At 57.6% G+C, this 13,356-nt stretch carries 9 protein-coding genes and 2 tRNA genes; 2 read left to right on the forward strand and 9 right to left on the reverse strand.

From position 1 onward, the window contains the following. Positions 1-7: 7 nt before the first annotated feature. The 9 genes from JJ917_05210 to JJ917_05250 form a co-directional block, all read right to left on the reverse strand. Positions 8-1,804, reverse strand: coding sequence for a nickel-dependent hydrogenase large subunit (locus JJ917_05210; GenBank protein MBO6698213.1), 1,797 nt, complete (start codon positions 1,802-1,804; stop codon positions 8-10). Then, positions 1,801-2,910: a hydrogenase small subunit gene (locus tag JJ917_05215; protein ID MBO6698214.1), complete on the reverse strand. Its 1,110-nt coding sequence runs from the start codon at positions 2,908-2,910 to the stop codon at positions 1,801-1,803. Before JJ917_05215 ends, JJ917_05210 begins: the two co-directional genes overlap by 4 nt. A gap of 347 nt (positions 2,911-3,257) precedes the next feature. After that, positions 3,258-3,333: transfer RNA gene (locus tag JJ917_05220), tRNA-Val, on the reverse strand. 195 nt (positions 3,334-3,528) lie between these two features. Further along, positions 3,529-4,116, reverse strand: a complete 588-nt coding sequence (locus JJ917_05225; GenBank protein MBO6698215.1) for an HU family DNA-binding protein — start codon at positions 4,114-4,116, stop codon at positions 3,529-3,531. After that, positions 4,007-6,475, reverse strand: coding sequence for an endopeptidase La (lon, locus tag JJ917_05230; GenBank protein MBO6698216.1), 2,469 nt, complete (start codon positions 6,473-6,475; stop codon positions 4,007-4,009). The genes JJ917_05225 and lon overlap by 110 nt, the downstream gene beginning before the upstream one ends. A gap of 388 nt (positions 6,476-6,863) precedes the next feature. Further along, positions 6,864-8,132, reverse strand: a complete 1,269-nt coding sequence (gene clpX, locus JJ917_05235) for an ATP-dependent Clp protease ATP-binding subunit ClpX (GenBank protein ID MBO6698217.1) — start codon at positions 8,130-8,132, stop codon at positions 6,864-6,866. A 407-nt stretch (positions 8,133-8,539) separates the two neighbouring features. Next, positions 8,540-9,172 (reverse strand): ATP-dependent Clp protease proteolytic subunit, encoded by a 633-nt coding sequence (locus JJ917_05240; protein MBO6698218.1) that lies wholly within the window; start codon positions 9,170-9,172, stop codon positions 8,540-8,542. A gap of 202 nt (positions 9,173-9,374) precedes the next feature. Next, positions 9,375-10,754, reverse strand: a complete 1,380-nt coding sequence (locus tag JJ917_05245; protein ID MBO6698219.1) for a trigger factor — start codon at positions 10,752-10,754, stop codon at positions 9,375-9,377. 91 nt (positions 10,755-10,845) lie between these two features. Further along, positions 10,846-10,930 (reverse strand) — tRNA-Leu (locus JJ917_05250). A gap of 378 nt (positions 10,931-11,308) precedes the next feature. Here JJ917_05250 and JJ917_05255 point away from each other — a divergent pair. Together JJ917_05255 and glnA are read left to right on the forward strand one after the other, a co-directional pair. Next, positions 11,309-11,647, forward strand: coding sequence for a P-II family nitrogen regulator (locus tag JJ917_05255; protein ID MBO6698220.1), 339 nt, complete (start codon positions 11,309-11,311; stop codon positions 11,645-11,647). Between the two features lie 98 nt (positions 11,648-11,745). Beyond that, the gene (glnA, locus tag JJ917_05260) at positions 11,746-13,155 is read left to right on the forward strand and encodes a type I glutamate--ammonia ligase (protein MBO6698221.1); all 1,410 of its coding nucleotides are present in this window, start codon (positions 11,746-11,748) and stop codon (positions 13,153-13,155) included. The last annotated feature ends 201 nt before the right edge of the window (positions 13,156-13,356 follow it).

The following is a 13,356-nucleotide window of genomic DNA, read 5'->3' on the forward strand; positions in this document are numbered from 1 at the left end:
TGGTCTCCTATCGCACTTTGACGGTGGCTTTTTCTTCGCCGTCCGGCCCCATCACATGGGTCGAACAGGCAAGGCACGGATCGAAGGAATGGAGCGTGCGGAGGATTTCCACCGGCTCATCCTGGCGCTCCACGCGCGTGTTCATCAGCGCTGCTTCAAACGCGCCGATATTGCCTTCGCTGTCGCGCGGGGTGCCGTTCCAGGTCGTCGGCACAACGCACTGGTAATTGTCGATCTTGGTGTCCTTGATCTTGATCCAGTGGCCTAGCGCACCGCGCGGCGCCTCTGTGAAGCCAACGCCCTGCGCCTCGGCGGGCCAGGTTGATGGGTCCCAATTGGTCACGTTGGCGGTGTTCTCATCGCCATTGCGGATATTGGTCATCATCTTATCGAAGAAGTAGCGCATCTTATGCGAAGCCCAGGAGGCTTCCAGACCACGCGCAGCCGTGCGTCCAAGGGTCGAGAACAACGCCGAGACCGGCACATCGAGGGCCGATAGGACCTGGTCGACAGGTTCCTTGAACTCCGGATTGCCCTGCGCGTAGCCAATGATGTAGCGCGACAGGGGTCCCACCTCCATCACATGGCCTTTCCAGCGCGGCGCCTTGATCCAGGAGTATTTCGCGCTCTCATCGATGCGTTCGATGTTGGTGCGTGTGCCGACAAGGTTTGGCCCAAGCTCGTAGTTTGGCTCGGTAACCCCGTCCCAAGGATGCAGGCCCACGCTTTCATCGGCGTAGCTGTACCAGGAGTGCGGCACAAACTCCTGGATTTCCTCGGTGTCGCGCAGATCCACCTCATGAATGGTCGATAGATCGCCATTGATGATAGCGCCGCGCGGCATCATCAGATTGCCCGCTGAGAAGTCATTGGCGACATCAGGAATATCACCGTAGCTCAGCACATTTTGGCTGGAGATCCCGCCGCCATAGAGCCAGTCCTTGTAGAAACCGGCGATGGCCAGAAGGTCAGGCACATAGACATTGTCGATGAACTCGATCGTCCGATCGATGAGCTGAGAAACCCGTCCAAGGTTTTCCATGTTGAGCGCGCCGACCGAGCCGGTGCCGTCGATGTTGATCGCGCACGGTACGCCACCGACAAGCCAGTTGGGGTGCGGATCCTTGCCGCCAAAGATCGCGCGGATGGCGGAGATGTCCTTCTGGAAATCGAGTGCTTCCAGATAGTGCGTAACTGCCATCAGATCGGCTTCCGGTGGAAGCTTGTAGGCCGGATTGGTCCAATAGCCGTTCCGGAACGGACCGAGCTGACCGGACTCCACAAATGCCCGCAGCCGATTTTGCGTGTCGCGGAAGTAGCCGGGCGAGGATTTGGCATGGCTTGGCGAGATACGCTGCTGAAGGCGCGACGTCGCCCGCGGATCAGCATTAAGCGCATTGACCGGGTTCACCCAGTCCAGCGCATGCAGATGATAAAAATGGACCAAATGGTCATGCGCCTGCAGCGCAAGCTGCATGATGTTGCGGATCGAATTGGCGTTTTCCGGAATTGTGATGCCAAGGGCATCTTCCACAGCGCGTACGGAGGTAAGCGCATGGGTGCCGGTGCAAACACCGCAGATCCGCTGGGTGAAAGCCCAGGCATCACGCGGGTCGCGACCTTTCAAGATCACTTCCAGCCCGCGCCACATGGTTCCGGTGGATACCGCGTTGCGGATGATGTTGTCCTCATCGATGTTCACCTCGCAGCGCATGTGCCCTTCGATCCGGGTGACCGGATCGACGACCACGCGGGCGCCGGAATCGTCAATGTTGAAGCCGTTCGGCGTTGTGAAAGCGCTCATTGATCCTGCCCCTCCTGTGCGGCTGGTTGGGCGGTTGATGGGCCGGATGACCGGGCACGTTTGACGGCGCTGGCCGCCGCATGGACGGCGGTTGCGGCGCCAACAACGCCAGCAGCTGCCATGCCGACCTGATCGGCGTTGGCTTCAATGCCAAATTGCTGAATGTCGGTGAGACGGTCGTAGAACGATCCATTGTCCCAAAAGCCGTCTTCGGAGCAGCCGATGCAGCCGTGGCCGGCCTGGATCGGGAAAGTCAGGCCGCCGTTCCAACGCACCGTTGAACAGGCGTTGTAGGTCGTCGGTCCTTTGCAGCCCATCTTGTAGAGGCAGTAGCCTTGGCGCGCCGCGTCATCATCCCAGGCTTCGACAAATTGCCCGGCGTCAAAGTGCGGGCGGCGGTAGCATTTGTCGTGGACCCGCTGCGAGTAGAACATTTTTGGCCTGCCCTGGCGGTCAAGCTCAGGGAAGCGATCAAAGGTGACCATGTAGGTGATGATGGCCGTCATCACCTCGGCGATTGGCGGGCAGCCTGGCACTTTAATCAAAGGCTTGTCGGTGATGACCTGGTGCACCGGTGTGGCGCGCGTTGGGTTCGGACGGGCTGCTTGCACGCAACCCCAGGAGGCGCAGGAGCCCCAAGAGATGACCGCTTTGGCGTGTTCCGTGGCGTGGCGCAGCTGATCGACAAAGGGCTTGCCGCCAACGATGCAGTACATGCCATCTTCGTTAAGCGGCGGGTTGCCCTCAACAGCGACGATGTAATTGCCGCGATGCTCCTCAATCACCTCATCGATGATCGCTTCGGCCTGTGTGCCGGCGGACGCCATGATCGTGTCGTCATAATCCATCGAGATCATCGAAAGGACGACATCCTTGGCCAGCGGGTGCGCCGATCGAATGAAACTTTCAGAACAACAGGTGCATTCAAGACCGTGCAACCAGAGCACCGGCAGCCGCGGCTTGGTCTCCATGGCGTTGGCGATTTGCGGCACGAAAGATGGCCCAAGCCCCAGCCCCGCCGCCGTCAGCGAACAGAACTTCAGGAAGGATCGGCGAGATATGCCCTGCCGACGCATCACATCGTAAAAGGTTTCAAGATTGGCCATCGGTTTCCTCCAAAGCCGCTGTCATCGCAGGTGCCGTCAAGACGGTGACGTCATGCGGCGCGCGCAGCGCATCAGGAGATCAATTGCGAGAACCGTGCCAAGCCGTTTTCTCTTTATATTTCAATGCTCTTGATGCACATCAATGGGTGGAATTGGTTAGACATTTTCCACTTTGCCAACGTTTGGATGGAAACGCGGTTTGCACGCATTTTTCCGTGCTCGGCAAACTCCGTAAGTCGCACGGTTTAGATGGATAGAAGAAGAAAGCTGAAACCGATTCCAGGCGGCATTCTTGGCATTTGCTCCGCAAACGCCTGCCATGCCGACGGTTTTGAAAAGCAAAACCTTGGTGGGCGGTGAGGGGCTCGAACCCCCGACCCTCTCGGTGTAAACGAGATGCTCTCCCAGCTGAGCTAACCGCCCTGCCCGGCCCGCTATCAAAGCGGCCAAACGTGCCGTTGTGAATAGGTCGCGTTGGACGCAAATGCAAGCATGGTATTGCATGCCTGGTGTCGCGCAGCGTTTCCCAGTTGAGCCGACAAAAAACGCCCGAGCTGTGAACCCAGCCCGGGCGTCATGCCACGCCGAGACGCGTGGCAGCATTGAGGAACAAGCAGCTTATTTGTTCACAGCATCCTTCAGCGCCTTACCGGCGGTGAACTTTGGACGCTTGGCAGCCGGGATCGTGATCTCAGCGCCAGTCGATGGGTTGCGACCCTTGCTTTCAGCGCGGTGCGTGATGCTGAAATTGCCGAAGCCCGTCATGCGGACATCACCGCCAGAGGCGAGTTCGGACGTGATTACATCGAACACAGCGTCGACAGCTTTGGCGGCATCGCCTTTGCCCATGTCGGCTTTTTCCGCAACCGCGGCAACGAATTCGCTCTTGTTCATCTTTTTATCTCCACTTGGTTTGGCGAGCCGTACAGCGATACGCCAGGCCCTGCCATCTCGCCGCGAATCTACGGCGCATTGCCAAGAAACCCTGCCGATGTTCGCTCGATCTGACAACAAAAAACCCCGGAAAACCGGGGTTTTTCGTCGATTTGTGCACAGGGGACGGTCGTTCGCCCCCTGTTGTGGGTTATTGGCCGGCTTAGTGCGCCACGATGGCCCCGGTCGAATCCACGTCGTCTCCGGCGGTCGAATCAGTGGCAACCTCTTCGCCCGACCATTCAATCGCCTGCGGCACTTCGGTGAGCGCATGTTCGATGACTTCGTCCATACGGGCCACCGGAATGATCTCAAGGCCGTTTTTCACGGTCTCGGGAATGTCCGCCAGATCTTTGGCGTTCTCCTCTGGGATCAGCACCTTCTTGATGCCACCGCGCAGTGCGGCCAGCAGCTTTTCTTTCAGGCCACCGATCGGAAGCACCCTGCCCCGCAGCGTGATTTCGCCGGTCATGGCGACATCTTTGCGCACTGGGATGCCGGTCATCATCGAAACGATGGCCGTCACCATGGCGACACCTGCGGATGGTCCATCCTTCGGTGTTGCACCTTCAGGCACGTGAACGTGAATGTCACGCTTATCGAACTGCGGTGGCTCGACACCGAAGTCCACCGCACGTGAGCGCACATAGCTGGCGGCCGCTGAGATCGACTCTTTCATGACGTCGCGCAGGTTGCCGGTCACCGTCATCTTGCCCTTACCGGGCATCATGACACCTTCGATGGTGAGAAGTTCACCGCCGACTTCGGTCCAGGCCAAGCCCGTGACCACACCGACCTGATCATCGTCGTCGATTTCGCCATGGCGGAAGCGTGGCACGCCGAGGAAATCACCGACATTTTGCGCCGTGATGTTCGCCGTTTCGATCTCCACCTCTTCGCCGTCGAGCGTCTTCATCTTGCCGAGCATGATCGCTTTCACGCTCTTACGGGCGAGAGAAAACAGCTCACGTTCCAGGTTACGCACGCCCGCTTCACGGGTGTAGCGCTGGACCACGAGGCGCAGACCATCATCGTCGATCGTGAACTCATCAGCTTTCAGGCCGTGGTTCTTGATCGCCTTGGGAATGAGGTGACGACGGGCGATTTCGATCTTCTCATCTTCGGTGTAACCGGCGATGCGAATGATCTCCATGCGGTCCATCAGCGGGCCAGGAATGTTGAGCGTGTTGGCCGTGGTCACGAACATCACGTTCGACAGATCGTAATCGACCTCCAAATAGTGATCGGCGAACGTCGAGTTCTGTTCCGGATCAAGTACCTCGAGCAGGGCCGAAGACGGATCGCCGCGGAAATCCATGCCCATCTTGTCGATTTCATCGAGCAGGAAAAGCGGGTTGGATTTCTTCGCCTTGCGCATCGACTGGATCACCTTGCCCGGCATAGACCCGATATAGGTGCGCCGGTGACCGCGAATTTCGGCTTCATCGCGCACGCCGCCCAGCGAAATGCGTACGAACTCACGCTTGGTCGCTTTGGCGATCGATTTGCCCAGCGAGGTCTTACCAACGCCGGGAGGGCCAACGAGGCAGAGGATTGGGCCGCGCAGCTTGTTTGAGCGTGCCTGGACCGCAAGGTACTCGATGATCCGCTCTTTGACCTTGTCGAGGCCATAGTGATCGTCGTCGAGGATCTGCTGGGCTTTTTCCAGATCAACGGAAATGCGCGAACGCTTGCCCCATGGCAGGCCAAGCAGCCAATCAAGATAGTTGCGCACGACCGTTGCCTCAGCGGACATTGGGCTCATGGCGCGTAGCTTCTTCATCTCAGCGGTCGCTTTTTCGCGCGCTTCCTTGGAGAGCTTGGTCTTCTCGATTTTGTCTTCCAGCTCTGACAGCTCATCCTTGCCATCTTCGCCTTCGCCCAGCTCCTTCTGGATCGCCTTCATCTGCTCGTTGAGATAATATTCGCGCTGGGTCTTCTCCATTTGGCGCTTCACCCGCGAACGGATGCGCTTTTCAACTTGGAGAACAGATATTTCACTCTCCATCAGCGCCAGCACCTGCTCCAGGCGCTCAACGACGGATATCGTGGCAAGCACGTCCTGCTTGTCGGCGATCTTCACAGCCAGATGCGAGGCAACCGTGTCGGCGAGCTTGGAAAAGCCCTCGATCTGGCTGATCGCGGATATGACCTCCGGGGAGACCTTTTTGTTGAGCTTCACGTAGCTCTCGAATTCAGCTGTCACCGAGCGGGCCAAGGCTTCCACCTCAATCTCTTCGCCCTCATCTTCGATAAGTGCGTGGATGTCGGCTTCATGGAAGTCGGTGCGCTCATGATACCGCACGATTTCGACGCGATCAGTGCCCTCCACCAGCACCTTTACTGTGCCATCGGGCAGGCGCAGAAGCTGGAGCACATTGGCGATGGTGCCAACATTGTAGATGGCGTCGGCGGCCGGATCATCGTCGGAGGCGTTGATCTGCGTGGCGAGCACAATCTGTTTGTCGGACCGCATCACCTCTTCAAGCGCTGCGATCGATTTTTCACGGCCGACGAACAGCGGCACGATCATGTGCGGAAATACAACAATGTCGCGCAGCGGCAGCACCGGGTGCACACTCGGTTCTGCGTCGCGATAGGCCGCGGAATAGTCTGGGGTTTGTTCAGTCATGGTCTAGCCTTTGGCATTCGGGCAAGAGCACGGGCATGCGTGGAAGGATATCCAGGCCGAAAAGCGGTGCGGATCGAACCGGCCGTCATGGTCGGTCGAGGCGGCTGGTACAAAGACCTCTTAATACCGTCGCCCTGGCATCGCTGTCCGGCAACATGCACCGGCAGGGGGGAACGCAACGCTACGAAACTGTACGCGCCTCAAAAGAAGCAGTGAATCACGCAGCTACGTTGTTGCAGCGAACTTGGGCGCTTCTTGGATGGATTTCAACGGTCTGCGGTCAGTTAGCTGCGCAATCGACGATCTATGCACCGCTCATCAAAGGGTTAGGGGCTGCCCGGCATCCCAATGGTTGGAACGCCGTCTGCAAAATCATTGAAATATTGCGTTAGGACGCGTCTGCGGTCTGCTGCTCTTCCTTGTCGGCATAGATGTAAAGCGGACGGGCCGAGCCATTGACCACCTCATCGGAGATCACAACCTGCTCCACGCCTTCCATGGCCGGAAGCTCGTACATGGTGTCCAGAAGGATCGTCTCCATAATCGAGCGCAGGCCACGAGCACCGGTCTTACGTTCGATGGCCTTGTTGGCCACCGCCTCAAGCGCTTCATCCTGGAACGTAAGCTGCACTTCTTCCATGTCGAACAGGCGCTGATACTGCTTCACCAGCGCATTTTTCGGCTCTTTGAGGATCTGCACCAAGGCTTCAACATCCAGATCCATCAGCGTTGCCAACACCGGCAAACGACCAACAAATTCTGGGATCAGACCAAACTTCACCAGATCTTCCGGCTCGACTTCAGCGAACAGTTCGCCGACCTTGCGGGCATCGGGGTCTTCAACCGAGGCCTTAAAGCCGATGGACGTCGCGCGGCCACGGTCGGAGATGATCCGATCCAAACCGGCAAACGCACCGCCGCAGATGAACAGGATGTTCGTCGTGTCGACCTGCAGGAACTCCTGCTGCGGATGCTTTCGGCCGCCTTGAGGCGGAACGGAGGCAACGGTGCCTTCCATGATCTTCAGCAAGGCCTGCTGCACGCCCTCGCCCGACACATCGCGGGTGATCGACGGGTTGTCGGACTTGCGCGAAATCTTGTCGACCTCATCGATGTAGACGATGCCGCGCTGCGCACGTTCGACGTTGTAGTCGGCTGACTGCAAGAGCTTGAGAATGATGTTCTCAACATCTTCACCCACATAACCGGCTTCGGTCAGCGTGGTCGCATCGGCCATCGTGAAGGGCACATCAATGATGCGCGCCAGCGTCTGCGCCAGCAGCGTCTTGCCGCAACCGGTCGGGCCGATCAGCATGATGTTGGATTTGGCAAGCTCGATGTCGGCGTTCTTTGCCGCATGGTGCAACCGCTTATAGTGGTTGTGCACGGCGACAGAGAGCACGCGCTTGGCCTGCGGCTGCCCAATGACATAGTCATCAAGCACCGAGAGAATTTCTTGCGGTGTTGGCACGCCGTCGGAGGACTTCACCAACGAGGTTTTGTTTTCCTCGCGAATGATGTCCATGCACAGCTCAACGCACTCATCACAGATGAACACGGTTGGGCCGGCAATTAGCTTACGCACTTCGTGCTGGCTCTTCCCGCAGAACGAACAGTAAAGCGTGTTCTTGGAATCGCTGCCGCCAGACTTGCTCATATATCTAATCTCCATAGCGGCACGCAGCGCGCGTACCGGGTTGGCGAAGGTCGCTCCGCCATTGGTCGGGGCAGCTTGTGACTGCCCCCAAGTTTCCATCCGATGAGACGCCGTCAGCCACGTCGATCAAATCAGACGATTAGACCAGATTAAACCCATTGTCCGGCCCAAGGGTTAACACGCGGCACGCACTACAATTGGTGTCTTCCACGCGGTTCCTCGGATCGCCTTTCGGCGCTTTGGCACCCTTAAGAACGCGCTAAAGCCCAGAGTTCTAGGGTTTCTTGGCCCTGTCAACCATTGTTGACGCAATGCAGCGTCGCACCTCGCATTGTGCCCCGTGCTGTGGATTACCGGGCACAAATGGCGCCTTTATTGCCTGCGTTAAGGCGAAAAAGCGTCAAAACCTAGTCCGCTGATTCTTCCAACGCCGTGCGCGAGGTGATCACTTCATCGACGATACCGAAGTCTTTGGCTTCTTCGGCCGTCATGAAGTGGTCGCGGTCAAGGGTTGCTTCAATGGTGTCGTAATCCTGGCCGGTATGTTCGACATAGATGTCATTGAGACGCCGTTTCATTTTGATGATGTCGGCTGCGTGCCGTTCAATGTCGGACGCCTGGCCCTGGAAACCACCGGATGGCTGGTGAAGCATCACGCGGGCATTGGGCAGGATGAAACGGGAGTCTTTGGCGCCGGCGGTCAGAAGAAGCGAACCCATGGATGCGGCCTGACCGATACAAATCGTCGAAACCGACGGTTTGATGAACTGCATCGTGTCGTAGATGCCCATGCCGGAAGTCACCACACCGCCAGGAGAATTGATGTAAAGCGCGATGTCTTTGGTCGGATTATCGGCTTCAAGATAGAGCAACTGGGCGCAGATGAGCGAGGCGACATTGTCTTCGACCGGGCCGGTCATGAAGATGATGCGCTCGCGCAGAAGGCGCGAGTAGATGTCGAAGGCGCGCTCGCCGCGGTTGGATTGCTCGACCACCATGGGCACGAGGGTGTTCATGGTCAAATCGATGGGATCGCGCATGGAATGGGTCCTTGGGTGTTGGCTATCGGTGGCTGGCGAAGCGTATCCGACTCAGCCCGTCGTCGCGGAGCCTAGCCGCTGAATGCGGTGGGGCAAGGCTTGGGAAAGGAAAAGGGCCACGATCGGTGCGATCGCGGCCCATCTTTTCGCCATATGGTGAACGGTGGGGCGCCTTCAAGGCACCATCACCGCCATCCAGGCTTTAGTGATCGTGGTCGTGATCATGGCCATGGTGATCATGGTCGTGCTCATCTTCATCGTCCAGGTCCTTCGGATCGACGCTCTTGTCGGTCACATTGGCAAGTTCCAGGATGAAATCGATCACCTTGTCTTCAAAGATCGGTGCACGCACGCCGGCCAGCTGCTGCGGGTTCTTCTGGAAGAACTCGATGACTTCGCGTTCCTGACCGGGGAACTGCTGGGCGCGGGCTACAACGGCGCGCTGCAGTTCTTCATTGGTCACCTGGACATCGTTCTGGCCGCCAACTTCGGCAAGCAACAGGCCCAAGCGCACGCGGCGCTCGGCGAGCACGCGATACTCTTCCTTGGCTTTGTCTTCGGTCGTGTCTTCTTCCTCAAACGTGCGACCAGCCCGCTCAAGGTCGTCGGTCACCTGCTTCCAAACGCCCTCGAACTCCTGATCAACCAGGCTTGGCGGCAGATCGAAATTGTAGGCTTCGTCCAGCGCATCGAGAAGCTGGCGCTTCACCTTCATGCGGGTCTTCTGACCGTATTCATTCTCAAGCTGGCTTTTGACGGCCTCTTTGAGCTTGTCCAGCGACTCCAGCCCAAGATTGGTGGCGAACGCTTCATCGATCACTGGATCCTCAGGCGCGCCGACTTCGTGAACCGTGACATCGAAGGTCGCGGCCTTACCGGCAAGGTTTTCCGCCTGGTAGTCTTCAGGGAACGTCACTTCGAGCGTTTTTTCGTCGCCCGCTTTCAGGCCGACCATCTGCTCTTCGAAGCCTGGGATGAACTGGCCAGAGCCGAGAACCAGCTTGAAGCCTTCGGCAGCACCGCCGTCAAAGGCCTCGCCATCGACCTTGCCGAGGAAGTCGAAGGTGACCTGGTCGTCGTTCTTGGCTTTGCGCTTAACCGCCTTGTAGGTGACGTTGGACGACGCGATCTGCTTCATGCGCTCGTCGAGCATGTCATCAGTTACGTCGACGACCGGGCGCTCGATCTGGATGCCAGAGAAATCCTTGACCTCGAAATCGGGGATGATCTCGTAAGCGACCGCGATTTCCAGGTCTTCTTTGCCTGCGATGATGTCTTCGGCTTTCTTCTCGTCTTCCGGCAACGTGAATTTTGGTTCACTGGCAGGCTTTTCTTTACGCTCGGCAATCGCTGCGTTGGTCGACTCGTTGAGGGTGTCGTTGATGACCTCAGCCATCGCCTGTTTGCCGTACACCTTTTTCAGGTGCGAAACCGGCACTTTGCCCGGACGAAAGCCTGGCAGGCGAACCTGGCTCTTCAGCGAAGACAGCTTGTCATCAAGTTTGGCCGACAGATCGGTGGCCGGAATCGTAATTGTTAGTTCGCGCTTCAAGCCATCGGCGAGCGTTTCAGTGACCTGCATTGGGCCGAGTTCCTTATCATCCATGTGTGCCTGTCGACCCCGATGCGCGGCTACGCTTCGCGGTTCGGCAAACACACGTTAATCGCGTTGTTGGTGCGGGCGGAGGGACTTGAACCCCCACGGCTTGCGCCACTGGTACCTAAAACCAGCGTGTCTACCAATTTCACCACGCCCGCATGCACGAAGCGTGATGCCGTGGGCGGCTCTATAGCAAAGGCAGCGAGCGCATCAAGGAAAATCCGAATGGGCCGATAATCGCTCGCTTCCATTGGGAAAGACGATGAAGAATGAGGCAGGTGAATTGGAACCACCCTGAACGGTCGCCGAAATTTGCTTTGGAATTATGCAATTGCACAATTATTGTGCTTATCAGGGTGTGTCATGGGTCGATCCGCTGCTTAATAGGTGTGCAAATTTCGACTTTGTTCACGTCTGCCGCCGCATGACTGGCGAAAACAACCGAGCGCGCGCCGCACGAGGCGCAGTTGGCACGGTACGTGCTTCGGGATGGCCAGTGCGCGCGACGCGCACGCATGAGTTGGATTGGGGAGGCGATGAAGAAAATCGAGGCTATCATTAAGCCGTTCAAACTGGACGAGGTGAAAGAGGCGCTGCAAGAGGTTGGACTGCAGGGCATCACGGTCACCGAAGCCAAAGGGTTTGGTCGGCAAAAAGGCCACACGGAGCTCTATCGGGGCGCTGAATATGTGGTCGATTTCCTGCCCAAGGTGAAAGTGGAGGTCGTACTTCAGGACGATCTGCTGGAAAGCGCGGTCAGCGCTATCCGTGAAGCCGCCCAAACCGGTCGCATCGGCGACGGCAAAATCTTCGTCTCACCTGTCGAAGATGTCGTGCGTATTCGCACCGGCGAAACCGGGGCAGACGCCGTCTAACCAGCTATGCCCGCCGATCGTCCGATCCGGCGGCACCCCTCCCATCCAACACATTCGCACATTCCATTCGTACCCAAGCCTTAAGGAAAACAGTAAGCATGACCACAGCAGCAGATGTCTTGAAGTCCATCAGCGACAACGATGTGAAGTTCGTTGATGTTCGCTTCACCGATCCGCGCGGCAAGATGCAGCACGTGACCATGGATGTAAGCCAGGTCGATGAAGACATGTTCGCCGATGGCATCATGTTCGACGGCTCGTCCATCGCCGGCTGGAAGGCCATCAACGAGTCCGACATGGTTCTTATGCCGGACACCGAAACCGCCCATATGGACCCGTTCTTCGCACAGCCGACCATGGCAATCTTCTGCGACATTCTGGAGCCAGGCTCGGGCGAAGCCTATAGCCGTGACCCGCGTATGACGGCGAAGAAGGCCGAAGCCTACATGAAGTCGACCGGCATCGGCGACACCGTCATGTTCGGCCCAGAAGCTGAGTTCTTCATCTTTGACGATGTGCGCTTCCGCGCTGACCCTTACAACACCGGTTTCGTGCTGGATTCCTCAGAACTGCCTGAGAACACCGACACCGAATATGAGATGGGCAACCTTGGTCACCGTCCGCGTACCAAAGGCGGCTATTTCCCCGTTCCGCCCGTGGATTCCTGCCAGGATATTCGCTCAGAAATGCTGACCGTTATGGCTCAGATGGGTGTGACGGTTGAGAAACATCACCACGAAGTGGCGGCTGCTCAGCACGAACTTGGCATGAAGTTCAACGAACTGACGACCTGCGCCGACCACATGCAGATCTACAAGTACGTTGTGCACCAGGTTGCGCACTCTTACGGCAAATCGGCGACCTTCATGCCGAAGCCTGTCTTTGGCGACAACGGCACCGGCATGCACTGCCATCAGTCGATCTGGAAAGACGGCCAGCCGGTGTTCGCAGGATCGGAATATGCTGATCTGTCAGAAACGTGCCTGCACTATATCGGCGGTGTTCTGAAGCACGCCAAAGCGATCAACGCGTTCACCAACCCATCGACCAACTCTTACAAGCGTCTGGTTCCAGGGTACGAAGCGCCGGTTCTGCTGGCATACTCAGCACGTAACCGCTCGGCCTCTTGCCGTATCCCTTACACGTCTTCGCCGAAAGCCAAGCGCGTGGAAGTGCGTTTCCCTGATCCCATGGCCAACCCCTATCTCGCCTTCTCGGCTTTGCTGATGGCCGGCCTTGACGGGATTAAGAACAAGATTCACCCGGGCGAAGCGATGGATAAGGATCTTTATGATCTGCCGCCAGAAGAGCTCAAAGACATCCCAACGGTTGCCGGTTCGCTGCGCGAAGCTCTGGAAGCCCTTGGCGATGATCACGCGTTCCTCACCGCAGGCAATGTGTTCGATGAAGATCAGATCGAAGCCTATATCGATCTGAAAATGGAAGAAAACATGCGCTACGAAATGACGCCGCACCCGGTGGAATTCGACATGTACTACTCGGCCTAAGCCGACCTTGTGAAAAAGATAAAAGGGCGTCCTTCGGGACGCCCTTTTTATTTGGCGCGCCTTCACGCAACTGTATTCATCTATGCGAGGGTTGACCGCATCTGGACGCGTTCAGCTGCCCTCTTCTCCACTGTCATCGCACCGTCATCCAGCGGTCATGCCTCCGTCATCGACGCCACGGTAACTGGCTTCTGCGGTGCC

The sequence above is a fragment of the Hyphomicrobiales bacterium genome (assembly GCA_017642935.1).
Taxonomy (GTDB): domain Bacteria; phylum Pseudomonadota; class Alphaproteobacteria; order Rhizobiales; family MH13; genus MH13.